The organism is Stutzerimonas sp. LR2 (assembly GCF_055755175.1).
This window is the reverse complement of sequence record NZ_JBVTRR010000001.1, coordinates 971,600-995,396: the sequence shown is the minus strand read 5'-3', so window position 1 is coordinate 995,396 and position 23,797 is coordinate 971,600. Positions and strand designations below refer to the sequence as shown.

Genomic DNA, 23,797 nt, shown 5'->3' with positions numbered 1-23,797 from the left:
CTCCCCAATTACAAGCGAGCAGGTAGAATGCCGCGCAGACCCCAAGGCGGCGGGCGCAAGTAATGTCCACGATAGAGAAGAATATTGCAAAGGTCGGAGCACGCATCCGTGAGGCGGCGCAAGCTGTGGGTCGTGAGCCCGCCACGGTGGGCCTGCTGGCCGTCAGCAAGACCCAGCCAGCCGCTGCCATTCGCGACGCATTCGCCGCCGGCCTGCGCGATTTCGGCGAGAACTATCTGCAGGAGGCGCTGGACAAGCAGGCCGAGCTGGACGACCTGCCGCTGACCTGGCATTTCATCGGCCCCATCCAGTCGAACAAGACCAAGGCCATCGCCGAACACTTCGACTGGGTGCACTCGGTGGACCGCCTGAAGATCGCCCAGCGCCTCTCCGATCAGCGCCCCGCGGCGCTGCCGCCGCTGAACATCTGCCTGCAGGTGAATGTCAGTGGCGAGGCCAGCAAGTCCGGCTGTGCACCGCAGGAGGTGCAGCAGCTGGCGCGGGCGATCACCGCGCTGCCACGACTGCGCCTGCGCGGTCTGATGTGCATCCCGGCCCCCAGCGAGGATCCGGCCGAGCAACGCGCCGCCTTCGCCCGTCTGCGGCAGCTGCGCGACGAGCTGGCACTTGATCTGGATACGCTGTCCATGGGCATGAGTCAGGATCTGGAAGCTGCCATTGCCGAAGGTGCGACCTGGGTTCGCATCGGCACTGCTCTCTTCGGCGCCCGTGACTACGGCCGCCCTCAATAAAGGAATCGCTATGACCTCTCCCCGCATCGCCTTCATCGGCGCCGGCAACATGGCCGCCAGCCTGATCGGCGGGCTGCGTGCCCAGGGCATCGCCGCTGATGCCATCCGCGCCAGCGACCCGGGTGCCGAACAGCGCGCGAAAATCAGCGCTGAACACGGCATCCAGACCTTCGCGCAGAATGCCGAAGCACTGGCTGACGCCGATGTGGTGGTGCTGTCGGTTAAGCCGCAGGTGATGCAGGCCGTCTGCCGCGACCTGGCCGCCCACCTCGAACATGGGCCGCTGATCGTGTCCATCGCCGCCGGCATCAGCTGCGACAGCCTGCAGCGCTGGCTCGGCCCGCGGCCGCAGGCGATCGTGCGCTGCATGCCCAACACACCGGCGCTGCTGCGCCAGGGCGTCAGCGGCTTGTTCGCCAACGCCCAGGTCAGTGCCGAGCAGAAGGCCCAGGCCGAACAGCTACTGTCAGCCGTCGGCATGGCGCTGTGGCTCGACGAGGAGCACCTGATCGATGCGGTGACTGCCGTTTCCGGCAGTGGTCCGGCCTATTTCTTCCTGCTCATCGAGGCGATGACCGCTGCCGGCCAGCAGCTCGGCCTGCCTCGCGAAACCGCCGCCCAGCTGACCCTGCAGACCGCGCTGGGCGCAGCCCGCATGGCCTGCGAGAGCGATGTCGAGGCGGCCGAACTGAGACGCCGCGTCACCTCGCCGAACGGAACCACCGAAGCGGCGATCAAAGCCTTCCAGGCTGGCGGCTTCGAGCAGCTGGTGCAGCAGGCATTGAACGCCGCTGCACAACGCTCGGCCGAACTGGCCGAACAACTGGGCCAATAAGGAGCATTCATGTCCCAACTCTCGCAAGCCCTGATCCTCGTCATCCAGACCCTGGGCAGCCTTTACCTGCTGATCGTGCTGCTGCGCTTCATCCTCCAGCTGGTACGTGCCGACTTCTACAACCCGCTCAGCCAGTTCATCGTCAAGGCCACCCACCCGCTGCTACGCCCGATGCGCCGCGTCATCCCGAGCATGGGCTCGCTGGACCTGTCCTCGCTGGTACTCGCGATCATCGTGCAGATGGTGCTGATGGCGCTGATCCTGCTGATCGCCTACGGCACCACCGGCAATCCGCTGCTGCTCCTTGTCTGGGCGCTGGTCGGCATCACCGGTCTGTTCCTCAACATCTTCTTCTGGGCGCTGATCATCAGCGTGATCCTCTCCTGGGTCGCGCCGGGCAGCCACAACCCGGGCGCTCAGCTGGTCAGCCAGATCTGCGAGCCGGTGCTGATGCCCTTCCGCCGCCTGCTGCCGAACCTCGGCGGGCTGGATATCTCGCCGATCTTCGCCTTCCTCGCGATCAAGCTGCTGGACATGCTGGTGGTGAACAACCTGGCCACCATGACCCACATGCCGAACATCCTGCGCATGCTCATCTGAGACGCCGTTCATGCTTTGCAGTCAAAGCGGCGGGCCGACGCGAAAAGCGCCTCGGCTTGCCGCCTGGCAGCACGTAGACTGCATTTTCTCGGCTGTTTCCATCCTGCCTCGCGGCATGACCGCGGGGATGTGAACGAGGACATCGCCTCGACCCGAGCCGGCGATGACCGTCCATGCCACCGGCAGGCCCGTTCGGTCGCGTCAGGCCTGGACTGAATTGACCGCGCATCGGCGGGTCCGATAATTCGCCGAATCACACCGGGAGCTGGATGAGCATGGAACGACTCGATCGACACGTGGACGCCTACGTCACCTGGAAGCGCGATCTGATTCGTGAGATCACCCGCTATCGCAGCTGGCTGGCGCACAACCGATTGAGCAGCGAGGCCGTCGACGCGCGCCTGGAACGTGCGCTACGGGTGCTGCGCACCGATCACATCACCCTGGCGTTCGTCGGCGAATACTCCCGCGGCAAGACCGAGCTGATCAACAGCCTGTTCTTCTCCAGCTATGGCCAGCGCATCCTGCCGTCCCGCGCCGGTCGCACCACCATGTGCCCCACCGAGCTGCTCTTCGACCCGCGTTCGGAACGATCCTATATTCGCCTGCTGCCCATCGAGTCGCGCCTGGAAGACACCAGCATCGCCCAGCTCAAGCGCACCTCGCGACTGTGGCTGAACCTGCCGCTGGACCCACGTGACCCGCAGAGCATGGCCGAGGCCTTCGCCCAGGTGGCGCAAACCAAGACCGTGCCGGTGGAACAGGCGATCGCCCTCGGCTTCGATCCCGCCACGCTGGAGAGCGTGGGCGGCGGCGCCGATGTACTGGTGCCCGCCTGGCGTCACGCCATGGTCAACTTCGACCATCCGCTGCTGCGGCAGGGTCTGCGCATCCTCGACACGCCCGGTCTGAACGCGCTGGGCAGCGAACCTGAACTGACCCTGTCGATGCTGCCCAACGCCCAGGCCATCGTCTTCCTGCTGTCCGCCGACACCGGCGTCACCGCCAGCGACATGCAGATCTGGCAGCAACACATCCGCCAGCTCGACGAAGACACCCAGAACAGCCTGTTCGCCGTGCTGAACAAGATCGACGTGCTCTGGGACGATGTCGCCGGCGAGGCCTTCGTGCACAACGCCATCGAGCAGATCCGCGAGACCACCGCGCAACAGCTGGGCATCGATGCGGCCGACGTCCTGCCGCTTTCGGCCAAACAGGCGCTGATGGCGAAGATCCGTGGCGACCAGGCGCTGCTTGAACGCAGTCAGCTGGCCGAGCTGGAGCAGCTGCTCAGCCAGCGCATCCTGGCGCAGAAGGAGCGCCTGCTCGAAGATCAGGTGGTGCTCCAGGTAATGGCGCTGATCCAGAACAGCCAGCACGCCCTGCGGTTGCGCCTGGAAAAGGTCATCGAGCAACGCGACCTGCTCGCCAGTCATCAGCAGGGCAGCGGCCAGATGCTGCTCGAGCTCACTGCGCGCACACGCCACGAGCACAACCGCCACCACAAGCGTCTGCTCGACCTGAAGACCAACCAGCGCCTGCTGCAGCGCCAAGGCGAGCTGCTGCGCGCGGCGATCCGCGCGGAGCGGCTGGAAGAACACCTGACCCGCCTGCGCCGCAGCCTGACCGGCAGCCTGACCACGCTGGGAATCAACCTGGCGATCCTGCATTTCTTCCGCTCGGTGGAGCAGGACCTGGGCATCCTCGAACAGGAAGCCGAACGGGCCAACAAGATGGTGTCGGCGATCTATCGCCGGCATAGCGAAGAGAACCCGCTGCACGGCATCGACCCGCCACTGTTCCAGCTGCAGCCCTACCAGCGCGAACTGCGTGCCCTGCAGGGCAAGGCCGACCAGTTCCGCCTGCAGCTCAAGACGCTGCTGACCGAGCAGCGCACGCTGACCCGGCGCTTCTTCGCCACCCTGGTGCAGGAGGTCATCGGCCTGCATCAGCGCCTGCGCCAGGAAGCCGAGCGCTGGTCCGGCGATGCCCTGACGCCGCTGCTGCAGTTTTCGCTGGAGCACAAGCAGCAGCTGGAAACCCACATGCTGCGCCTGAAGAGCCTGGCCAAGGAAAGCCAGCAGAACAGCCAGCGCGGCCAGCTGCTGACCCGCTACAGCGGCGAACTGGAACAGCAACTGACGCAGGCCGCGGAGATGCTGCGCGCGCTGCGCCGCCCTGCACCGCTTCGCCGCCAGAGCAAGGTGGTCAGCCTGAGCAGCGTCCAGATCAGCTAGCTTCGCTGCCATTTGCCGCCATCGTGGATGGCGAAATGGCAACGCGCCCGCCGCCGCTGTATTTCAGGATGAATTGCAGCGCGCTTACCTTTAGACTTTGCCGCCTTCTCCAAGCAAGAGCCAGGGTCGATGCCCACTGCAATTCCCGCCGATTCCGTTGGCCTGGTGAGTCCGCAGGTCGCGCATTTTGCCGAACCACTGACACTCGCCTGCGGCCGCACGCTGGCCGATTACCAGCTGATCTACGAAACCTACGGCGAACTCAACGCCGCGCGCAGCAATGCCGTGCTGATCTGCCATGCCCTGTCCGGCCATCACCACGCTGCCGGCTACCACAGCGAGGACGATCGCAAGCCCGGCTGGTGGGATTCCTGCATCGGCCCGGGCAAGGCCATCGATACCGATCGTTTCTTTGTCGTCAGCCTGAACAACCTCGGCGGCTGCAACGGCTCCACCGGCCCCAGCAGCACCAACCCGGCCACCGGCAAACCCTACGGCGCGGACTTCCCGGTCGTCACCGTGGAGGACTGGGTGCACAGCCAGGCACGCCTGGCCGATCGGCTCGGCATCAACCAGTGGGCCGCAGTGGTCGGCGGCAGCCTGGGCGGCATGCAGGCCCTGCAGTGGACCATCAGCTATCCCGAGCGGGTGCGTCACTGCCTGGCGATTGCCTCGGCGCCCAAGCTGTCGGCGCAGAACATCGCCTTCAACGAAGTGGCACGCCAGGCGATCCTCTCCGATCCCGAGTTTCACGGCGGGCATTTCCAGGAGATGGGGGTCATCCCCAAGCGCGGCCTGATGCTGGCACGCATGGTCGGCCACATCACCTACCTGTCCGATGATGCCATGGGCACCAAGTTCGGCCGCGGGTTGAAGAGCGAAAAGCTCAACTACGACTTCAACAGCGTCGAGTTCCAGGTCGAGAGCTACCTGCGCTACCAGGGCGAGGAATTCTCCGGGCGCTTCGACGCCAACACCTATCTGCTGATGACCAAGGCGCTGGATTACTTCGACCCGGCCGCGGCCAACGATGACGACCTGGCCCGGACCTTCGAGGTCGCTCAGGCGGACTTCTGCGTGATGTCCTTCACCACCGACTGGCGCTTCTCGCCGGAACGCTCGCGGGAAATCGTCGACGCCCTGCTCGCGGCACGCAAGAACGTCTGCTACCTGGAGATCGACGCGCCGCAGGGTCACGACGCCTTCCTGATTCCCAACCCCCGCTACCTGCAAGCCTTCCGCGGTTACATGAACCGCATAGCCGTATAAGGAACGAAGATGCGCGCCGATCTGGACATCATCCAAGACTGGATCCCGGCCGGCAGCCGAGTCCTCGACCTCGGCTGCGGCAATGGCGAGCTGCTCGCCTGGCTGCGCGACCACAAGCAGGTCAGCGGCTACGGCCTGGAGATCGACCCGGACAACATCGCCGCCTGCATCGACAAGGGCGTCAACGTCATCGAACAGAACCTCGACCTCGGCCTTGGCAACTTCGCCAGCGACAGCTTCGACATGGTGGTGATGACCCAGGCGCTGCAGGCGGTGCACTACCCCGACAAGCTGCTCAAGGAAATGCTGCGAGTCGGCCGCGAGTGCATCATCACCTTCCCCAACTTCGGCCACTGGCGCTGCCGCTGGTACCTGGCGAGCAAGGGCCGCATGCCGGTATCGGAGTTCCTCCCCTACACTTGGTACAACACGCCGAACATCCACTTCTGTACCTTCGAGGATTTCGAGCGACTGTGCCAGGAAAGCGGTGCCAGGGTGCGCGAGCGTCTGGCCGTGGACCGCGACCACAAGCACGGCTGGGCGAGCCGTCTCTGGCCCAATCTGCTGGGCGAAATCGGCATCTATCGTGTCACCGGGCCGTCCCGCTGACCCACCAACGCAGGAGGTAGACCCATGAAACGCATGCTGATCGGCCTGCTGGCCGCACTGCTCACCTTGCCGGCACTGGCCGAGCGCAAGCACAGCGTCGGCGAGTACGACATCCATTACATCGCCTTCAATTCCGGCTTCCTGCAGCCGGACATCGCCGCAGCCGCCGGCCTGGTGCGCAGCAAGACCCAGGGCGTGGTCAACGTGTCGGTGGTCAAGGATGGCAAGCCGGTCGCCGCCCAGGTCAGCGGCCAGGTGAAGAACCTGCTCGGCCAGGATCGCCAGCTCACCTTCAAGCAGCTCAAGGAAGGCGACGAGGCGATCTACTACCTGGCGCAGTTCCCCTTCGACTCCCAGGAAACCCTGCGCTTCCGCCTCACCGTGCAGCCGACCGGCGCGCAGCCGTTCAGTTTCGAGTTCAACCAGGAATTCTTCCCCGACCGATGATGCCTTTTTCCGAACTGGTGCTGGCCAGTCACAACGCCGGCAAACTCAAGGAACTCCAGGCCATGCTCGGCGACGCCGTGCGCGTCCGCTCGGTGGCCGAGTTCAGCACCGTGGAGCCGGAAGAAACCGGCCTGTCCTTCATCGAGAACGCCATTCTCAAGGCGCGCAATGCGGCACGGATCTCCGGCCTGCCGGCCTTGGCCGATGACTCGGGCCTGGCGGTCGACGCCCTGGGCGGCGCACCGGGCATCTACTCGGCGCGCTACGCCGATGGTCAGGGCGACGCAGCCAACAACGCCAAGCTGCTGCAGGTGCTGCGCGACGTGCCGGACGCCGAGCGCGGCGCGCAGTTCGTCTGTGCGCTGGCCCTGGTGCGGCACGCCGACGATCCGCTGCCGATCATCTGCGAAGGCCTCTGGCATGGGCGCATCCTGCATGCGCCGCGCGGCGAGCACGGCTTCGGCTACGACCCGCTGTTCTGGGTACCGGAGTGCGACTGCTCCAGCGCCGAGCTGCCCGCCGCGCAGAAGAACCAGCTCAGCCACCGCGCACGCGCCATGGCCCTGCTCAAGCAGCGGCTGGGGATATGATCGCCGCAAGCCCCGCGCCGGCAACCGGCCAGGGCCGCTTCGAACTGCCGCCTCTGGCGGCGTACGTCCATATCCCCTGGTGCGTGCGCAAGTGCCCGTACTGTGACTTCAACTCCCACACGGCCGGCCCTGAGCTGCCGGAAGAGGCCTATGTGGCCGCGCTGCTGGCGGATCTGCGGGCCGACCTCGAGCACGTCCAGGGCCGCCGGCTGAGCTCGATCTTCTTCGGTGGCGGCACGCCAAGCCTGTTCTCCGCCCGGGCACTGGCCGCCATCGTCGAGGGCCTGGAGCATCTGGTCGGGTTCGCCGACGGCATCGAGATCACTCTGGAAGCCAACCCCGGGACCTTCGAGCAGGCCAAGTTCCGCGATTACCGCCAGCTCGGCATCAATCGATTGTCCATCGGCGTGCAGAGTTTCCAGGCCGCCAAGCTCAAGGCGCTCGGGCGCATCCACGACGGCGACGAAGCCATCCGTGCAGCGGACATGGCCCGTGCCGCAGGCTTCGAAAACTTCAACCTCGACCTCATGCATGGCCTGCCGGACCAGAGCCTGGAGGATGCGCTGAGCGATCTGCGCACCGCCATCGCCCAGCAGCCGACGCACCTGTCCTGGTACCAGCTGACCCTGGAACCGAACACCCTGTTCTGGAGCCAGCCACCGCAGCTGCCGGAAGACGACATCCTATGGGACATCCAGGAAGCCGGCCAGGCACTGCTCGGCGAGCACGGCTATCGCCAGTACGAGACCTCCGCCTATGCCCAGTCGGGCCGACAGGCGAGGCACAACCTGAACTACTGGACCTTCGGCGACTTCCTCGGCATCGGTGCCGGCGCCCATGCCAAGCTCAGCCATGCCGACGGCCGCATCCTGCGCAGCTGGAAGACCCGCCTGCCGAAGGACTATCTCGATCCGGCCAAGGCCTTCCGCGCAGGCGAGAAACAGCTGACCGCGGACGAGCTGCCCTTCGAATTCCTGATGAATGTGCTGCGCCTCACCGACGGCGTGCCGGCCGTGCTGTTCACTCAACGCACAGGGCTGTCGCTGGATGCGATCGCCAAGCCACGGCGCGACGCCGAGGCTCGGGGTCTGCTGTCCAACGATCCCGCCCGGCTGGTGGCGACGCCCAAGGGCCAGCTGTTTCTCAACGACCTGCTACAGAGCTTCCTGCCTTAAGGACCCTGCATGGATTTGCTACTCGACCTGATCGTCACGCTGTCGCGCTGGAGCCGCAGTCACCTGTCCGATATATCCCTGGCGCTGATGGCAACGCTCTTCGTACTGTTCGGCCCGGCGTTGAACGCCTGGGTCAAGAACACGGTGAGCAGCCTCAACTTCTTCCTGCGTACGCTGATCTTCGTGCTCGTCTGCGCGGTGGGCTACGGCCTGGCCATCGTCTTTCTCACACCTTGGATGACCCAGGGCCTGGCGCACCTGAACAACTACAGCCTGGCGCCGGTGCTGCTGCTGATCTTCTTCCTCATCGGCGTGATCGCCGACCGCAACTGACGCCACTCAGCCTTCGCGCAGGAAGCGGTCGAGATCGACCGCCTCGCCGGGCTGCAGGTGCAACTGCTGCCGCAGATCCGCATACAACGGGTCATACAACGCGTGAAAGCCGAACAGGATGTCCTGCCTGACCTGCACGCCATGGTCACGCAGGCACCGGCGAATGCGCTGCAGGAAGTTGTAGGCGACATCCCGATGCATCCGGAACTGCTCGTCGATATGCACCTGAGGTGCCTCGACGCGCAGGTGAAAGCACGCCCACTCCGGCCTCGGTTCGGCACCTTCGACGTGATAGTCGAGGGTCAGGTGATAGCCGGGGCGCGCCTCGGTCGGCAGCCGGCTGATTTCCACATGTCCGGGTCTGAACACCGCTTCCCCCCTCGCTCGAAGCTGACTGCGCAATGGCTGTGCCGGTCCGGCTGCGTTCATCGCACCGCAACCGGCCAAAGGCATCCTTGCACCATCACTCCCACACTTTCTTGACGTCTGTCATGACCGCAACGCACTGGCAGGCATTCAATGGTCCCGCTACGCACGGTCTTGAAAGGAGACAGGGTAATGGCCACGACCTCGAAGCAACTGAAACTCAGCGCGCTGGTGGCGCTGGTGATGGGTTCGATGATAGGCGGCGGAATCTTTTCCCTGCCGCAGAACATGGCGGCCAGTGCCAGCGCCGGCGCCATCCTGATCGGCTGGGCAATCACTGCCGTGGGCATGCTGACTCTGGCCTTCGTGTTCCAGAGCCTGGCCAACCGCAAGCCGGAACTCGACGCCGGTGTCTACGCCTATGCCAAGGCCGGTTTCGGCGACTACATGGGCTTCTCCTCCGCCTGGGGCTACTGGATCAGCGCCTGGATCGGCAACGTCAGCTACTTCGTGCTGCTGTTCAGCACGCTGGGCTACTTCGTTCCGATGTTCGGCGAGGGCAATACCCTGCCGGCGGTGATCGGCGCCTCGCTGGTGCTCTGGGGCGTGCATTTCCTCGTCCTGCGCGGTATCCGCGAGGCGGCGTTCGTCAACCTGGTCACCACCATCGCCAAGATCGTGCCGTTGATCCTGTTCATCGTGATCACCGCGGTGGCCTTCCGCCTGGACGTGTTCACTGCCGACTTCTGGGGCCGTGGCAACCCGGAGCTGGGCAGCGTGATGCAGCAGGTACGCAACATGATGCTGGTGACGGTGTGGGTGTTCATCGGTATCGAGGGCGCCAACGTGTTCTCGGCGCGCGCCGAGCGCCGTAGCGACGTCGGGCGCGCCACGGTCATCGGCTTCTATAGCGTGCTCGCGCTGCTGGTGCTGGTGAACATCCTGTCGATGGGCATCATGAGCCAGGCCGAGCTGGCGGGTCTGAAGAACCCTTCCATGGCGGGCGTGCTGGAGCAGGTGGTCGGTCGCTGGGGCGCGGTGCTGATCAGCGTCGGCCTGGTGGTTTCGCTGGCCGGTGCCCTGCTGTCCTGGACCCTTCTGTGTGCCGAGATTCTCTTCGCCGCCGCCCGTGACCACACCATGCCGAGCTTCCTGCGCAAGGAAAATGCCCGCCACGTTCCGGTCAATGCGCTGTGGCTGTCCAACGGGCTGATCCAGCTGTTCCTGATCATCACCCTGTTCAACGCCTCCACCTATCTCAGCCTGCTCTACCTCGCCACCTCGATGATCCTGGTGCCGTACTTCTGGTCGGCGGCCTATGCATTGCTGCTCGGGGTTCGCGGCGAGGGATACGCGAACGCCGCGGGTGAACGGCGCAAGGACACGCTGATCGCCGCCGTCGCTACGCTGTATGCCGTGTGGCTGGTCTATGCCGGTGGCATCCAGTACCTGCTGTTGTCGGCGCTGCTCTATGCGCCGGGGGCACTGTTCTTCGCCAAGGCCAAGCGCGAACTGGGGCAGCCGGTATTCAGCGGCATCGAGAAGCTGATCTTCGCCGCCGTGCTCATCGGGGCGGCGATCGCGGCCTACGGCCTCTACGACGGTTTCCTGTCCCTCTGACCGGCGCCCCGGCGCCCTCTCTCGCCAAAGCCACAAGCGGCGGCGAGCCACTCTGCACCTACCGGTGCAATGACTGACGGAGGCAAATGCCATGACTCAGCAACCAACGAAACTGGGCGTCCATTCCGAGGCGGGCAAGCTGCGCAAGGTGATGGTCTGCTCGCCCGGCCTCGCCCACCAGCGCCTGACGCCGAGCAACTGCGACGAGCTGCTGTTCGACGACGTGCTCTGGGTCAACCAGGCCAAGCGTGATCATTTCGACTTCGTCACCAAGATGCGCGAGCGCGGCGTCGAGGTGCTGGAAATGCACAACCTGCTGACCGAGACGGTGAGCAATCCGGTGGCGCTGAAGTGGATTCTCGACCGCAAGATCACCGCCAACCAGGTCGGCATAGGCCTGCAGGACGAGGTACGTAGCTGGCTCGAAGAACAGCAACCCCGGCAACTTGCCGAATTCCTGATCGGAGGGGTGTCCGGCAGCGACATTCCGGGCACCCGCAGCGGCGAAATCGTCAGCCTGTTCCGCGACTATCTGGGCCACTCGAGCTTCATCCTGCCGCCGCTGCCCAACACCCTGTTCACCCGCGACACCAGCTGCTGGATCTACGGCGGTGTATCGCTCAACCCGATGCACTGGACCGCGCGCCGCCAGGAAACCCTGCTCGCGGCCGCGATCTACCGCTTCCATCCGCAGTTCGCCGGCCAGGACTTCAAGGTCTGGTACGGCGACCCCGAGCTCGACCACGGTCTGGCCACGCTCGAAGGCGGCGACGTGATGCCGATCGGCAAGGGCGTGGTGCTGGTCGGCATGGGCGAACGCAGCTCGCGGCAGGCCATCGGCCAGTTGGCGCAGTCGCTGTTCCGCCACGGCGCGGCCGAGCGCGTGATCGTCGCCGGCCTGCCGCGTTCCCGCTCGGCGATGCACCTGGATACGGTGTTCAGCTTCTGCGATCGCGACCTGGTGACCATCTACCCCGACGTGGTGCACGGCATCGTCGCGTTCAGCCTGCGCCCCGACGAAAGCAAACCCGGCGGCATCGAGCTGCGCCGGGAAAAGGCCAGCTTCCTCCAGGTGGTCGCCGAAGCCCTCGGCCTGCCCGCCCTGCGGGTGGTGGAAACCGGCGGCGACAGCTACGAGGTGGAGCGCGAGCAGTGGGACGACGGCAACAACGTGGTCGCCCTTGAACCCGGGGTGGTCATCGGCTACGACCGCAACACCTTCACCAACACACAGCTGCGCAAGGCCGGGGTGGAAGTCATCACCATCAGCGCCAGCGAACTGGGCCGTGGTCGCGGCGGCGGCCACTGCATGACCTGCCCGATCGCGCGCGACGCGCTCGACTACTGATCACCGCGCCGGGCCCACCCCGGCAAACCGACATTGCGGAGGACTCACCCCATGGCCTTCAACATTCACAACCGCAGCCTGCTCAGCCTGATGCACCACAGCGAGCGCGAACTGCAGTACCTGCTCGATCTCTCCCGCGACCTCAAGCGCGCCAAGTACAGCGGTACCGAGCGCCAGCATCTCAAGGGCAAGAACATCGCGCTGATCTTCGAGAAGACCTCCACGCGGACCCGCTGCGCCTTCGAGGTGGCCGCCTACGATCAGGGCGCCAACGTCACCTACATCGACCCCAACTCCTCGCAGATCGGCCACAAGGAAAGCATGAAGGACACCGCGCGGGTGCTCGGACGGCTGTACGACGCCATCGAATACCGTGGCTTCAAGCAGGAGATCGTCGAGGAGCTGGCGCGCTACGCCGGCGTGCCGGTCTACAATGGCCTGACCGACGAATATCATCCGACGCAGATGATCGCCGACGTCATGACCATGCGCGAGCACAGCGACAAGCCGCTGCACCAGATCAGCTACGCCTATCTGGGCGATGCGCGCAACAACATGGGCAATTCCCTGCTGCTGATCGGCGCCAAGCTGGGCATGGATGTACGCATCGCCGCGCCACGTGCCCTTTGGCCCAGCGAGCAACACGTCAAGGCCTGCGAGGAATTCGCCGCGCAGAGCGGTGCGCGCCTGCTGCTCACCGAGGATACGCAGGCGGCGGTGCAAGGCGTCGACTTCATCCACACCGACGTCTGGGTCTCGATGGGCGAGCCGATGGACGCCTGGGCCGAGCGCATCCAGCAGCTGCTGCCCTACCAGGTGAACGCGGCGCTGATGCAGGCGAGCAACAATCCGCGGGTGAAGTTCATGCATTGCCTGCCGGCGTTCCACAACAGCGAGACCAAGGTCGGCAAGGAGATCGCCACGCGCTATCCGCACCTGGCCAACGGTATCGAGGTCACCGAGGAGGTGTTCGAATCCCCGGCCTGCATTGCCTTCGAGCAGGCGGAGAACCGCATGCACACCATCAAGGCGATCCTGGTCTCCACCCTCGCCGACATCTGACGTGACCGGCGCCCGTGATGGGCGCCCTGGAGAAACCGACATGCGCATCGTCATTGCGCTGGGCGGCAATGCCCTGCTTCGCCGAGGGGAGCCGCTGAGCGCCGAGAATCAGCGAGAGAACATCCGCCGGGCCTGCGCACAGATCGCGCGGATCGCACCGGGCAACGAACTGGTGGTGGCCCACGGCAACGGCCCGCAGGTCGGGCTACTGGCCCTGCAGGGGGCCGCCTACAAGGACGTACCCAGCTATCCGCTGGACGTCTTGGGGGCCGAAACCGAGGGCATGATCGGCTACATCATCGAGCAGGAGCTGGGCAATGTGCTGCCATTCGAGGTGCCCTTCGCCACCCTGCTGACACAGGTCGAAGTGGATCCACAGGATCCGGCCTTCCAGGCGCCAAGCAAACCGATCGGCCCGGTCTACGGACGCGAAGAGGCACAGCGTCTGGCCGAACAACGGGGCTGGAGCATTGCGCCGGACGGCGACCATTTCCGCCGCGTGGTGCCCAGCCCGCGGCCGAAGCGGATCTTCGAGATCAGGCCGATCAGCTGGCTGCTGGAGAAGGGCAGCGTGGTGATCTGTGCCGGCGGCGGTGGCATTCCGACCGTCTACGACCAGCACGGACGGCTGCAAGGGGTCGAGGCGGTGATCGACAAGGACCTGTGTTCAGCGCTGCTGGCCGAGCAGCTCGCCGCCGACCTGCTGGTGATCGCGACCGATGTCGACGGCGCCTACCTGGACTGGGGCACCCCGCAGCAGCGGCGGATCGCCGAAGCCCACCCAGACCGACTGCAAGGCCTGGGTTTCGCTGCCGGCTCCATGGGACCGAAGATCGAAGCGGCCTGCCAGTTCGCACGCAATACCGGCAAGGTCGCGGTGATCGGCTCGCTCGAACAGATCGAGGCCATTGTCCGCGGCGCAGCCGGTACCCGCGTCAGCCTGGCGGCCGCAGGCCTGTGCCAGGCGTGAAAAAACAAAGGGCGCCCGTGGCGCCCTTCTTTTACCCCGGTGATCCTCAGTTGCCGCGACGCAGCGCCTGCGGCGAGAAATCGCGTGGGCCGAGCTTCACGTTGAAATCGTACATCGGCTCGTTGTTGTCCAGGCCGTCGACGAAGTAGTTGCCATCCTTGAGGTGGTAGAGCGTCTCCAGCGTGCTGTTGAACATCGGCACGTCGTAATAGCTGATCGGATGGCTTTCCTGCAGGCCGATCAGCTGCCCCTTCTCGTCATACAGATCGACTGCCAGGATCGCCCAGCTGTCCTCGTCGATATAGAAGCGGCGCTTGTCGTAGAGATGGCTGAAGCCCTTGCGCAGCGTGGCTTCGACCACCCAGACGCGGTGCAGCTCGTAGCGCAGCAGGTCGGGGTTGAGCGTGCGCGGCTGGACGATGGTGTCGTAGGAAATGCCCTTCTGGTGCACGGCGTAGCTGTTGTAGGGCATGAGCATTTCGCGCTTGCCGAGCAGTTCCCAGTCGTAGCGATCCGGGGCGCCGTTGAACGAGTCCACCACATCGGCCGTGGCCAGGCCACTGGTGTCAGGCTGCAGGGAGTCGTAGGCCAGCGAAGGCAGGCGGCGCACGCGACGATCGTCCGGGCTGTAGCGCCACGCCTTCCGGGTGGTCAGTACCTGGTCGATCGGGTCCTGCACGACCAGCGCGGTGCCGGAGAGCTTGGCTGGCGCGGTGACGCGGTACTTGTAGTACAGCACGGTGTTGTCCAGATCGGCGTAGGTCATCCCCTCGCGGTTGTAGACGTAGTACACGTGCCGGTCGCGCTTGATGTAGTTGGCCCGGCCACCGATCACCACCGCCTGGTTGTTGATCATGTGGCTCTGGTCACCCTTGTAATGCAGGATGTGGTTCCAGATGACCTCAATGCCGCTCTGCGGGATCGGGAAGGGAATCCCGGCCGCCGCACCCTGGATGCCGTTGCCGTTGGCGATCAGCTCGGCACTGACGGCATTGAAACGAGTGGCATCGTAGATCCGCTGCGGTACCGCAGCGCTGCGGCGGGTCGGGAATACGCGCAGGTGGTAGTCCGGATAGCGCTCCAGCAGCGCCTTCATGCCTTCGGGAAGCTGGTTTTCATGTTCCTTCAGATTGTTGCGATCGACCCGGTACAGCAGCGAATCTCCGGCAAACGGGTCGGGATGATGCATGCCCGGCTCGTAGCCGGCCGGTGCCTGGACGCCACCGGTCCAGGCCGGAATGGTGCCGGCGGCATTGCCCGCCCGCTCCGCCCCCAGCGGCGTCAGGTCCTGTCCCAACCGCGCGGCCTGGGTGCTGTCCACCTTGGCCTGTGCCTGCACAGCGGCACAGGCCGCCAACAACAGAATTCCAATCTTTCCGTACATCGTCTACTCCCCCAATTATGCGCGACGCAGGGCATGGCCATGCCCGGCTGACGGCATTGCATTTGTTGTCTGGTATGGGCAGGCATGCCGTCCTGGCAGGCACTCTTCCCTGGCCGCTGTTGCGGCTCTTCGATTGGATCCGGCGAGCGATCGCGTAGGCTGGCAGGCAGGCCAGGCGGCGGCGCGGCGTCTCGGGTGTCGCTTGTCTGGCCTCGCTCAGTCGATGCGCTGGAACTTCAGGTCCCAGACGCCATGGCCGAGCCGCTCGCCGCGGCGTTCGAACTTGGTCACCGGGCGCTCCGTCGGGCGTGGCACGCAGCGTCCGTCTTGCGCCAGGTTGCGGTAGCCCGGGGCGACATTCATCACCTCGAGCATGTGTTCGGCATAGGGTTCCCAGTCGGTGGCCATGTGCAGCACGCCGCCGACCTTCAGCTTGCGCCGCACCAGCTCGGCGAAGGCCGGCTGCACGATGCGGCGCTTGTGGTGACGGCTCTTGTGCCAGGGGTCCGGGAAGAACAGCAGCACGCGGTCCAGGCTGGCGTCGGCCACGCAGTCACGCAGCACCTCCAGGGCGTCGCAACTGTAGACCCGGACGTTAGTCAGTTTCTGTGACACAAGTCCGCTCAGCAACGCGCCGACGCCCGGTTTATGCACTTCCACGCCGATGAAATCCTGCTCCGGCGCCGCGGCGGCCATTTCCAGCGTCGAGTGGCCCATGCCGAAGCCGATCTCGAAGGTCCGCGGCGCGCTGCGGCCGAACACCTCATCGAAATCGCGCAGGCCATCGGCAAGCTCCAGGCCATACTTCGGCCAGCCCTGCTCCAGGCCGCGCTGCTGGCCTTCGGTCATGCGCCCGGCGCGCATCACGAAACTCTTGATGGTGCGGCGGTGCTCGGTTTGCTGCTCTTCGGCCGCGGGGTTCTGCTCAGTCATGGTCTGCCTGCAAGGTATAAAAAAGCCGGCCCCGACGAAGCGTCGAGGCCGGCCACGAAAGGTGTCAGCGAATCAGCCCTTCCAGCGGCGAGGAGGCACTGGCATAGAGCTTCTTCGGCATGCGACCGGCCAGGTAGGCCAGGCGGCCGGCCTCGATGGCGTACTTCATGGCTTCGGCCATCAGCACCGGATTCTGCGCATGGGCGATGGCGCTGTTCATCAGCACCGCCTCGCAGCCGAGCTCCATGGCGATGGTGGCGTCGGAAGCGGTGCCGACACCGGCGTCGACCAGCACGGGAACGGTCGCCTCCTCGAGGATGATGCGCAGGTTGTATGGGTTGCAGATGCCCAGACCGGTGCCGATCAGGCCGGCCAGCGGCATCACCGCGATGCAGCCCATCTCGGCCAGCTGGCGCGCGATGATCGGGTCGTCGCTGGTGTAGACCATCACGTCGAAGCCGTCCTTGACCAGCACGTCGGCGGCCTTGAGGGTCTCGATCACGTTGGGGAACAGGGTCTTCTGGTCGGCCAGCACTTCCAGCTTGACCAGCTTGTGGCCGTCGAGCAGCTCCCTGGCCAGGCGGCAGGTGCGTACCGCATCCTCGGCGGTGAAGCAGCCGGCGGTGTTCGGCAGGATGGTGTAACGCTCCGGGCTGATCACGTCGAGCAGGTTCGGCTCACCCGGGTTCTGGCCGATGTTGGTGCGGCGTACCGCAACGGTGACGATCTCGGCACCCGAGGCCTCGATGGCCGCGCGCGTCTCTTCAAGGTCCTTGTACTTGCCGGTGCCGACCAGCAGGCGCGATTGATAGGTGCGACCGGCCAGGGTGAAAGGCTTGTCGTTCGGAACTGGGCGCATGGGAAATCCTCGTTCGGACGTGTTGCTGCGGGCTGTGGGCGCCGCAGAGGCGGCGTCATTCGGATGAGCGGGTGCGGTTAACCGCCGCCGATGGCGTGCACCACTTCGACCTGGTCACCTTCGCTGAGCGCGGTGCTGGCGTGCGCGCTGCGCGGCACGATATCGCGATTGAGCTCGACGGCCAGGCGGCGACCGGTCAGTTCCAGGCGCGCCAGCAGGTCGGCCACCGTCTGGCCGGCTGGCAGCTCGTAGGGTTCGCCGTTCAGTTGAATCTGCATGCTGTTCGCTGCCATTGCGAAAGGGGACGGCATTCTAGCCCGAACCACCCGGTGCACCAAGGCGCACCCCGCGGCCGTTCGTCCCGCTCAGCCGCGGATGCGCCAGCCCGCCAGCGCCAGACACAGCCAGCCCGCGAGAAAGGCGGTGCCGCCTATGGGCGTGATCATGCCGAGCTTGCCGACCCCGGTCAGCGTGAGCAGATAGAGGCTGCCGGAGAACAGCAGGATGCCGACCAAGAACAGGCCGCCCGCCGCGCTCAGCAGGCGGCCGGGGCGTTGCAGCGCGAGCAGCGCGACGCCGAGCAGCGCCAGGGCATGGATCAGCTGGTACTGCACGCCGGTCTGGAATACCGCGAGATGGGCGGCACTCAGTTGGCTGCGCAAGCCGTGGGAGGCGAAGGCGCCGAGGGCGACGCCGGTCAAACCGAACAGGGCGGCAAGCACGAGATAGCTACGAATCATTGCTTTTCCGGTCGATGGCCTGAGCGGCCGCTATAATGCCCGCTCTTTTCGCCCACGACCACGTGCCATGTTGCGAAACCTGCTGCTGCGCCTGTCCAAACTGCTGCTCTGGCTGATCGCCCTTTCGGTGCTGCTGGTCCTGCTGCTGCGCTGGGTGCCGCCGCCCTTCACCGCGTTGATGATCGAGCGCAAGATCGAATCCTGGCGCACCGGCGAGGCGATCGACCTGACCCGCGAGTGGCGGCCATGGCGCGAGCTGCCCGACGACCTGAAAATGGCCGTGATTGCCGCCGAGGACCAGAAATTCGCCGACCACTGGGGCTTTGACGTCGCTGCAATCCGCGCTGCCCTCAGCCACAATGAGCGAGGCGGATCACTGCGCGGCGCCAGCACGCTGAGCCAGCAGGTGGCCAAGAACCTGTTTCTCTGGTCCGGGCGCAGCTGGCCGCGCAAGGGACTGGAGGCCTGGTTCACCGCGCTGATCGAATTGCTGTGGCCCAAGCAACGCATTCTCGAGGTCTACCTCAACAGCGTCGAATGGGGCGACGGCATCTTCGGTGCGCAGGCGGCGGCGCAGCATCACTTCGGTACCGGCGCGCCCTATCTGTCGGCCCACCAGGCCAGCCTGCTGGCCGCGGTGCTGCCCAACCCGCGACAATGGAGCGCTGGTAAACCGAGCCGCTATGTGAACAATCGCGCGGCCTGGATTCGACAGCAGATGCGCCAGCTCGGTGGCAGCCATTACTTGCAGCGAATCAAACCGAACCACCCGGAATGGTGGCCGAGCTGGCTGTGAGCCGGCATGCAGCACGACCGGCGCAGCAGGACGCAGCACTACCGGTGCCTGATGACCTAGCGCCCGCTCGCCATGGTGCGATGGGGTTTGACTGTGCAGTATTCGATCGGACCCAAGAGCAACGATGAACACCTCTCTCGTCCGGCTGAGCCTGGGCTACTTCTGCCTGGCGATGCTGTGGATCCTTCTCGGCGACACCCTGCTCGGCCAACTGGTGAGCGGTGACGGCCAGGCCTGGCAGATGGGCAAGGGCGCCCTGTTCGTGACGCTCACCAGCGCCCTGCTGTTCGTGCTCGGTCGCCGGCACGTCCGTCGCTTCGATGAGCAGCAGCGCGCCCAGCATCTGCAGGAAACCAGCCTGAAGCAGGCCGCCGCGGTTTTCGACAGCACCCAGGAAGGCGTGCTGGTCACCGACCCGCAACAGCACATCGTGCACGTCAACCCGGCGTTCTCGCGGATCACCGGATACAGCACCGAGGAAGTGCTCGGCCAGACACCGAAGCTCTTCGCCTCCGGCAAGCATGACGCCACCTTCTACCGGCAGATGTGGCAGGCGCTGCAGGACGATGGCGTCTGGAGCGGAGAGATCTGGAACCGGCGCAAGAACGGCGAGGTGTACCCGCAATGGCAGAATCTGCGCTGCATCTACGACAACGAGGGACAGCTCAGCCACTACGTGGCGGTTTTCTCCGATCTGTCGGCCCTCAAGCGCTCCCGCGAGGAGCTCGACCAGCTCGCGCATTTCGATCCGCTGGTCAACCTGCCGAACCGTCTGCTGTTCACCGAGCGCGCCAAGCAGGACCTTGAACGCGCCCGGTCGAACAAGCGCAGCGGCGCGCTGCTGCTGATCGACCTCGACCACTTCAAGGACATCAACGAAAGCCTCGGTCACAACCTCGGCGACACCCTGCTGCAGGCCGTCAGCGCGCGCCTGAGCGAGCAGCTGGAGAGCGGCATGACCCTCGGCCGCCTGGGCGGCGACGAGTTCGCCCTGCTCTGCGAGGACTACGGCGCGGAAAAGGCAACCGCCCTGGCGCTACGCATCCTCGATCGCCTGAACGAGCCTTTCCGGCTCGGCGAGCGGGAGCTGTTCAGCAGCGCCAGCATCGGCATCGTGCTCTACCCCTACCCCACCGACGTGCAGAACGTCGAGCAGCTGATGCGCAATGCCGACTCGGCGCTGTTCAAGGCCAAGAGCAGCGGCCGCTCCACCTACGCTTTCTACTCTCAGGAGCTGACCAGCCAGGCGCGCCAGCGCGTGGAGCTGGTCACCGCATTGCGCCAGGCATTGGAGCAGGGGCAACTGCGCCTGCACTACCAGCCGATCTACGACCTGCGCCAGGGCAGCATCAGCGGGTTCGAGGCGCTGGTGCGCTGGCAGCACCCGGAGAAGGGCCTGATCTCGCCCGCCGTGTTCATCCCCATCGCCGAGGAGACCGGGCTGATCAGCGCCATCGACCACTGGGTTCTCCAGCAGGCCTGCCACCAGGCCCGGGAATGGCTCGGCCAGGGTCGCCCACTCGGCTTCATCGCGGTGAACATTTCCAGTCGGCTGTTCGGCAACGGCGACCTCGACCTGCAGATAGCCACTGTCCTGGCCAGCAGCGGGCTGGCAGCACGCCATCTGGAGCTGGAAATCACCGAAAGCGCCGTCATGCAGGACCCGGACGGTGCACTGGAACTGCTGCAACGGCTGCGCGCCCTCGGCGTTCAGCTGGCGATCGACGACTTCGGCACCGGTTATTCCTCGCTACAGCGTCTCAAGCGCATGAACGTGCACAAGCTCAAGATCGACCAGGGCTTCGTCCGCGGCTTGCCGGCGGACCGCGAAGACGCCGCCATCACCCGCTCGGTGATCGGCCTGGCACATAACCTCGGCCTGAAAGTGGTTGCCGAGGGGATCGAGATTGCGGACCAGGCGGCGTTCCTTCTGGAGCAGAACTGCGACTATGGCCAGGGCTACGGTTTCGCCCGACCGAGACCGGCCGACGAGATCGACTGGCAGCCCACCGCGCTCGACTACGGACAGCGCTGCCGCTCGTCGAGACCCTGACGAAGCGCTTATATCAATAGGCCATCACCGGGGGTAAGCTGACAGAACGGTCAAGGACCGCATTCCGAAAGCCCAGGTCGAAACCGGCAGGCGTTGCGCCGCCCGGCCCGATCGACCAGCGACCCGCCCGTCGGCCGAAGGTCGGCAGATCGGGTAAACACGCGTACCACAGCGAAGATGATGAGCGACCCATCGATTCACCACAGTCCCCCTGGCGGCTTGCGCCAGTTCTTCACCCGGCGAAACGGTATCGCCTGGGGCATGCTGGTGTTCACGCTGCTGGTGCAGCTGGTCGTCTGGCAGAGCCTGCGCGCCAATGAGGACCGGGCCGCCCAGGAGCAGTTCCAGATGCTGGGCGAGAAGGTCACCGAGGCGATCCGCAAGCGCCTGCGCGACCATGAACAGATCCTGCTCGGCGGCGCCGGCCTGTTCGACGCGGTGGAGCAGGTCAGCCGCGAACAATGGCGGCTGTACGTCGAACGACTGGCCCTGGCCGAGCGTTATCCGGGCATCCAGGGCGTCGGCTTCACCCAGGCCATCCGTCCAGCTGAGCGAGCCGCCCATGTGGCGCGCATCCGCTCCCAGGGCTTTGCCGATTACGACATCCACCCAGCTGGCGAGCGCGAGCTGTACACCTCGATCATCTTTCTGGAACCGTTCAGCGGGCGCAACCTGGCGGCCTTCGGCTACGACATGTACGCCGAACCGATACGTCAGCAGGCCATGCAGCGCGCGGCGCAGCTCGGCGAGACCAGCATCACCGGCAAGGTGACGCTGGTACAGGAGACCCATGGCACGGTCCAGGCCGGGGTGCTGCTCTATGTGCCCGTGTATCGCCCGCACCTGCCGACAAGCACGCCGGACGAGCGCATGCAGGCGCTGCTCGGCTTCGTCTACAGCCCCTATCGGGTCGACGACCTGATGCGCGGTATCCTGCGCGCCGCCGACCTGCCGCTGGCGCTGCACATCTACGCCAGCGCCGACGAGGCACCCGAGCATCTGCTGCACGCCTCGCGCGAGGCACCTGCTCCCGGCAGCGCGCGCTACAGCGCGCTGCAGCGACTCGAACTGTACGGCCAGACCTGGACGCTGCGCATGGACAGTCGCCCCGAGTTCGAGGATCGCTTCCATGCCAACGAGGCGCTGGTATTCGGCCTCGGCCTCGGCCTCAGCCTGCTGGTGTTCTTTCTCACCTCGTCACTGGCGCTGCGTCACGGCCGCGCCCAGGCCCTGGCCGAGGAAATGACGCGGCATATCCGGCAGAGCCGGCACGACCTGCGGCTGAGCGAGGAACGTCTGTCGCTGGCGCTCAAGGGCAGCAACGACGGGCTCTGGGACCTGGACCTGGAAGCCGGCAGCATGTACGCCTCGCCCCGCGCGTGGGAAATGCTCGGCTATCGCCCCAACGAGCTGCCCTGCGACCTCAAGCTGTGGGAGCGGGTGACCGTCGCCGAGGATCTTGCCCAGCAGAAAGCCAGACTGGCGCAGACGATGCTCGCCAACGTCGACCACTTCACCACCGAGTTGCGCCTGCAGCACAAGCACGGCCATGTCGTGCCGGTGCTGCTGCGCGGCTACATCCAGCGCGACCCGCAGGGCATGGCCCAGCGCATCAGCGGCACGCTGATGGACCTGACCGAACGCAAGCGCATCGAGCAGATGAAGAACGACTTCGTCTCCACCGTCAGCCACGAGCTACGCACACCGCTGACCTCGATCAGCGGGGCGCTGGGGCTGATCGTCGGTGGCGCGCTCGGCAAGGCGCCGCCGTCCATGCAGCAGATGCTGGAAATCGCCTACAGCAACAGCCTGCGCCTGGGCCATCTGATCAACGACCTGCTGGACATGGAGAAGATCGCCGCCGGCAAGATGAGCTTCGAACTGCGCGAACACTCGCTCGGCGAGCTGCTCAAGGAATCCCTGGCGAGCAATCAGGCGCTATGCGATCAGCACGGCGTGCGCTGCAGCCTGGAGCACGCCACTGACGTGCGGGTCTGGGTGGATGGCATGCGCCTGCAGCAGGTGCTCGGCAATTTCCTGTCCAACGCCTTCAAATTCACTCCGGCGGGTGGTCACATCCGCGTCCACAGCAGCCTGCGCGGCCAGCGCGTGCGCATCAGCGTCACCGATCAGGGACCGGGTATTCCCGAAGCGTTCCGCTCGCGGGTGTTCGAGAAATTCGCCCAGGCCGATGCCTCCGACAGCCGGCAGAAATCCGGCACCGGCCTGGGTCTGGCCATTACCAAGGAGCTGATCGAGCGCATGGGCGGCACGGTGGGCTTCGATTGCGAGCCGGGCCAGGGCACGACCTTCTGGTGCGAGCTGCCGATCCAGCTGCCCTCGGCCGAGACCGACGGCGGCGAAGATCTGCCACGCATCCTGGTGGTCGAGGACGAGCCGGACACCGGCCGCCTGTTGCACCTGATGCTGCGCGAAGGCGGTTACGCCGCGGACCGCGTGCAGAGCCTGCACCAGGCTAGGGAAAAGCTCGCCAGCGAGCATTACGAAGCCATGACCCTCGACCTGCACCTGCCTGATGGCAGCGGCATGCAGTTGATCGCCGAACTGCGAGACAAGCCCGTGCTGCAGGATCTGCCCATCGTGGTCATCTCCGCCGCCCACCAGTTCGACCGCGCGCAGTTCCCGGAAGAGATCGTCTGGCTGCACAAACCGATCACCAATGCGCAATTGCTGGCCGCGGTCGAGAAAGCGCGTGGGCACCGCCGTCCCGGCAGCCCGTGATCACAGTCTGAAGATGACAGGCAAAAAAAAATCGCGGGAGCCGTCGGCATCCCGCGATCTATTTCTGCTGAAGGGCA

Annotated in this window: 23 protein-coding genes; 17 read left to right on the top strand and 6 right to left on the bottom strand. The window is 65.5% G+C overall.

Translation table 11 applies throughout. From position 1 onward, the window contains the following. The first annotated feature begins 62 nt into the window (after positions 1-62). The 10 genes from ACVRRC_RS04635 to ACVRRC_RS04590 all read left to right on the top strand — a co-directional run bounded on the left by ACVRRC_RS04635 (position 63) and on the right by ACVRRC_RS04590 (position 8,847). Complete coding sequence (locus ACVRRC_RS04635; RefSeq protein ID WP_043942282.1) at positions 63-752, top strand: YggS family pyridoxal phosphate-dependent enzyme; 690 nt, start codon at positions 63-65, stop codon at positions 750-752. Positions 753-762: 10 nt separating this feature from the next. Next, complete coding sequence (gene proC, locus ACVRRC_RS04630) at positions 763-1,587, top strand: pyrroline-5-carboxylate reductase (RefSeq protein WP_049340282.1); 825 nt, start codon at positions 763-765, stop codon at positions 1,585-1,587. Positions 1,588-1,596: 9 nt separating this feature from the next. Beyond that, on the top strand, positions 1,597-2,187 hold the full coding sequence (locus ACVRRC_RS04625) for a YggT family protein (protein WP_014598006.1): 591 nt from the start codon (positions 1,597-1,599) through the stop codon (positions 2,185-2,187). Positions 2,188-2,456: 269 nt separating this feature from the next. Further along, positions 2,457-4,424 carry a dynamin-like GTPase family protein gene (locus tag ACVRRC_RS04620; protein WP_045159854.1) on the top strand — a complete coding sequence of 656 codons (1,968 nt, stop codon included), beginning with the start codon at positions 2,457-2,459 and terminating at the stop codon, positions 4,422-4,424. A 129-nt stretch (positions 4,425-4,553) separates the two neighbouring features. Further along, the gene (gene metX, locus ACVRRC_RS04615; RefSeq protein WP_013984329.1) at positions 4,554-5,693 is read left to right on the top strand and encodes a homoserine O-succinyltransferase MetX; all 1,140 of its coding nucleotides are present in this window, start codon (positions 4,554-4,556) and stop codon (positions 5,691-5,693) included. Positions 5,694-5,702: 9 nt separating this feature from the next. Continuing rightward, entirely contained in the window at positions 5,703-6,302 is a 600-nt protein-coding gene (metW, locus tag ACVRRC_RS04610; RefSeq protein WP_011914976.1) for a methionine biosynthesis protein MetW, read from the top strand. 24 nt (positions 6,303-6,326) lie between these two features. Next, on the top strand, positions 6,327-6,749 hold the full coding sequence (locus tag ACVRRC_RS04605; protein WP_013984330.1) for a DUF4426 domain-containing protein: 423 nt from the start codon (positions 6,327-6,329) through the stop codon (positions 6,747-6,749). Beyond that, positions 6,746-7,339, top strand: coding sequence for an RdgB/HAM1 family non-canonical purine NTP pyrophosphatase (gene rdgB, locus ACVRRC_RS04600; RefSeq protein WP_011914978.1), 594 nt, complete (start codon positions 6,746-6,748; stop codon positions 7,337-7,339). The genes ACVRRC_RS04605 and rdgB overlap by 4 nt, the downstream gene beginning before the upstream one ends. Then, positions 7,336-8,514: a radical SAM family heme chaperone HemW gene (gene hemW / locus ACVRRC_RS04595; protein ID WP_080965172.1), complete on the top strand. Its 1,179-nt coding sequence runs from the start codon at positions 7,336-7,338 to the stop codon at positions 8,512-8,514. The genes rdgB and hemW overlap by 4 nt, the downstream gene beginning before the upstream one ends. Before the next feature lie 9 nt (positions 8,515-8,523). Next, complete coding sequence (locus ACVRRC_RS04590; RefSeq protein WP_011914980.1) at positions 8,524-8,847, top strand: DUF3392 domain-containing protein; 324 nt, start codon at positions 8,524-8,526, stop codon at positions 8,845-8,847. A 6-nt stretch (positions 8,848-8,853) separates the two neighbouring features. On the opposite strand, the gene ACVRRC_RS04585 is transcribed toward ACVRRC_RS04590, so the two are convergent. Next, a complete protein-coding gene (locus tag ACVRRC_RS04585) occupies positions 8,854-9,216 on the bottom strand; it encodes a DUF5064 family protein (RefSeq protein ID WP_255222867.1) in 363 nt (120 codons plus the stop codon). 189 nt (positions 9,217-9,405) lie between these two features. On the opposite strand from ACVRRC_RS04585, the gene arcD reads away from it, so the two are divergent. The 4 genes from arcD to arcC all read left to right on the top strand — a co-directional run bounded on the left by arcD (position 9,406) and on the right by arcC (position 14,213). Further along, positions 9,406-10,833, top strand: a complete 1,428-nt coding sequence (gene arcD, locus ACVRRC_RS04580; protein ID WP_020305654.1) for an arginine-ornithine antiporter — start codon at positions 9,406-9,408, stop codon at positions 10,831-10,833. Positions 10,834-10,924: 91 nt separating this feature from the next. After that, positions 10,925-12,181 (top strand): arginine deiminase, encoded by a 1,257-nt coding sequence (arcA, locus tag ACVRRC_RS04575; protein ID WP_061372870.1) that lies wholly within the window; start codon positions 10,925-10,927, stop codon positions 12,179-12,181. A 51-nt stretch (positions 12,182-12,232) separates the two neighbouring features. Continuing rightward, positions 12,233-13,243 carry an ornithine carbamoyltransferase gene (locus tag ACVRRC_RS04570; protein WP_011914984.1) on the top strand — a complete coding sequence of 337 codons (1,011 nt, stop codon included), beginning with the start codon at positions 12,233-12,235 and terminating at the stop codon, positions 13,241-13,243. Positions 13,244-13,283: 40 nt separating this feature from the next. Further along, positions 13,284-14,213: a carbamate kinase gene (gene arcC / locus ACVRRC_RS04565; protein WP_011914985.1), complete on the top strand. Its 930-nt coding sequence runs from the start codon at positions 13,284-13,286 to the stop codon at positions 14,211-14,213. Positions 14,214-14,259: 46 nt separating this feature from the next. Here the strand turns inward: arcC and ACVRRC_RS04560 are convergent, their stop codons facing one another. The 5 genes from ACVRRC_RS04560 to ACVRRC_RS04540 form a co-directional block, all read right to left on the bottom strand. Next, the gene (locus ACVRRC_RS04560) at positions 14,260-15,597 is read right to left on the bottom strand and encodes a DUF1329 domain-containing protein (protein WP_011914986.1); all 1,338 of its coding nucleotides are present in this window, start codon (positions 15,595-15,597) and stop codon (positions 14,260-14,262) included. Between the two features lie 216 nt (positions 15,598-15,813). After that, entirely contained in the window at positions 15,814-16,530 is a 717-nt protein-coding gene (trmB, locus tag ACVRRC_RS04555) for a tRNA (guanosine(46)-N7)-methyltransferase TrmB (RefSeq protein ID WP_003282761.1), read from the bottom strand. A gap of 64 nt (positions 16,531-16,594) precedes the next feature. Then, entirely contained in the window at positions 16,595-17,389 is a 795-nt protein-coding gene (locus tag ACVRRC_RS04550; RefSeq protein WP_013984334.1) for a thiazole synthase, read from the bottom strand. A gap of 77 nt (positions 17,390-17,466) precedes the next feature. After that, positions 17,467-17,667: a sulfur carrier protein ThiS gene (thiS, locus tag ACVRRC_RS04545; RefSeq protein ID WP_003282763.1), complete on the bottom strand. Its 201-nt coding sequence runs from the start codon at positions 17,665-17,667 to the stop codon at positions 17,467-17,469. A gap of 87 nt (positions 17,668-17,754) precedes the next feature. Continuing rightward, positions 17,755-18,129 (bottom strand): DUF423 domain-containing protein, encoded by a 375-nt coding sequence (locus tag ACVRRC_RS04540; protein ID WP_472996671.1) that lies wholly within the window; start codon positions 18,127-18,129, stop codon positions 17,755-17,757. A gap of 67 nt (positions 18,130-18,196) precedes the next feature. On the opposite strand from ACVRRC_RS04540, the gene mtgA reads away from it, so the two are divergent. From mtgA to ACVRRC_RS04525, 3 genes are all read left to right on the top strand, one after another. Continuing rightward, positions 18,197-18,925, top strand: coding sequence for a monofunctional biosynthetic peptidoglycan transglycosylase (gene mtgA, locus ACVRRC_RS04535; RefSeq protein WP_019405540.1), 729 nt, complete (start codon positions 18,197-18,199; stop codon positions 18,923-18,925). A gap of 124 nt (positions 18,926-19,049) precedes the next feature. Continuing rightward, on the top strand, positions 19,050-20,978 hold the full coding sequence (dibA, locus tag ACVRRC_RS04530) for a phosphodiesterase DibA (RefSeq protein ID WP_181121028.1): 1,929 nt from the start codon (positions 19,050-19,052) through the stop codon (positions 20,976-20,978). Between the two features lie 180 nt (positions 20,979-21,158). Continuing rightward, positions 21,159-23,720 carry a hybrid sensor histidine kinase/response regulator gene (locus tag ACVRRC_RS04525; RefSeq protein ID WP_061372866.1) on the top strand — a complete coding sequence of 854 codons (2,562 nt, stop codon included), beginning with the start codon at positions 21,159-21,161 and terminating at the stop codon, positions 23,718-23,720. Positions 23,721-23,797: the final 77 nt, after the last annotated feature.

Bases quoted from the DNA above. Each gene is read 5' to 3' on its own strand.
- ACVRRC_RS04525 (WP_061372866.1), top strand. From the start codon at position 21,159: ATGAGCGACCCATCGATTCACCACAGTCCCCCTGGCGGCTTGCGCCAG.
- ACVRRC_RS04560 (WP_011914986.1), bottom strand. From the start codon at position 15,597: ATGTACGGAAAGATTGGAATTCTGTTGTTGGCGGCCTGTGCCGCTGTG.
- ACVRRC_RS04605 (WP_013984330.1), top strand. From the start codon at position 6,327: ATGAAACGCATGCTGATCGGCCTGCTGGCCGCACTGCTCACCTTGCCG.
- hemW (WP_080965172.1), top strand. From the start codon at position 7,336: ATGATCGCCGCAAGCCCCGCGCCGGCAACCGGCCAGGGCCGCTTCGAA.
- ACVRRC_RS04550 (WP_013984334.1), bottom strand. From the start codon at position 17,389: ATGCGCCCAGTTCCGAACGACAAGCCTTTCACCCTGGCCGGTCGCACC.
- trmB (WP_003282761.1), bottom strand. From the start codon at position 16,530: ATGACTGAGCAGAACCCCGCGGCCGAAGAGCAGCAAACCGAGCACCGC.
- metW (WP_011914976.1), top strand. From the start codon at position 5,703: ATGCGCGCCGATCTGGACATCATCCAAGACTGGATCCCGGCCGGCAGC.
- arcD (WP_020305654.1), top strand. From the start codon at position 9,406: ATGGCCACGACCTCGAAGCAACTGAAACTCAGCGCGCTGGTGGCGCTG.
- ACVRRC_RS04540 (WP_472996671.1), bottom strand. From the start codon at position 18,129: ATGATTCGTAGCTATCTCGTGCTTGCCGCCCTGTTCGGTTTGACCGGC.
- ACVRRC_RS04620 (WP_045159854.1), top strand. From the start codon at position 2,457: ATGAGCATGGAACGACTCGATCGACACGTGGACGCCTACGTCACCTGG.
- ACVRRC_RS04635 (WP_043942282.1), top strand. From the start codon at position 63: ATGTCCACGATAGAGAAGAATATTGCAAAGGTCGGAGCACGCATCCGT.
- ACVRRC_RS04570 (WP_011914984.1), top strand. From the start codon at position 12,233: ATGGCCTTCAACATTCACAACCGCAGCCTGCTCAGCCTGATGCACCAC.
- mtgA (WP_019405540.1), top strand. From the start codon at position 18,197: ATGTTGCGAAACCTGCTGCTGCGCCTGTCCAAACTGCTGCTCTGGCTG.
- rdgB (WP_011914978.1), top strand. From the start codon at position 6,746: ATGATGCCTTTTTCCGAACTGGTGCTGGCCAGTCACAACGCCGGCAAA.
- arcA (WP_061372870.1), top strand. From the start codon at position 10,925: ATGACTCAGCAACCAACGAAACTGGGCGTCCATTCCGAGGCGGGCAAG.
- thiS (WP_003282763.1), bottom strand. From the start codon at position 17,667: ATGCAGATTCAACTGAACGGCGAACCCTACGAGCTGCCAGCCGGCCAG.
- dibA (WP_181121028.1), top strand. From the start codon at position 19,050: ATGAACACCTCTCTCGTCCGGCTGAGCCTGGGCTACTTCTGCCTGGCG.
- ACVRRC_RS04590 (WP_011914980.1), top strand. From the start codon at position 8,524: ATGGATTTGCTACTCGACCTGATCGTCACGCTGTCGCGCTGGAGCCGC.
- arcC (WP_011914985.1), top strand. From the start codon at position 13,284: ATGCGCATCGTCATTGCGCTGGGCGGCAATGCCCTGCTTCGCCGAGGG.
- proC (WP_049340282.1), top strand. From the start codon at position 763: ATGACCTCTCCCCGCATCGCCTTCATCGGCGCCGGCAACATGGCCGCC.
- metX (WP_013984329.1), top strand. From the start codon at position 4,554: ATGCCCACTGCAATTCCCGCCGATTCCGTTGGCCTGGTGAGTCCGCAG.
- ACVRRC_RS04625 (WP_014598006.1), top strand. From the start codon at position 1,597: ATGTCCCAACTCTCGCAAGCCCTGATCCTCGTCATCCAGACCCTGGGC.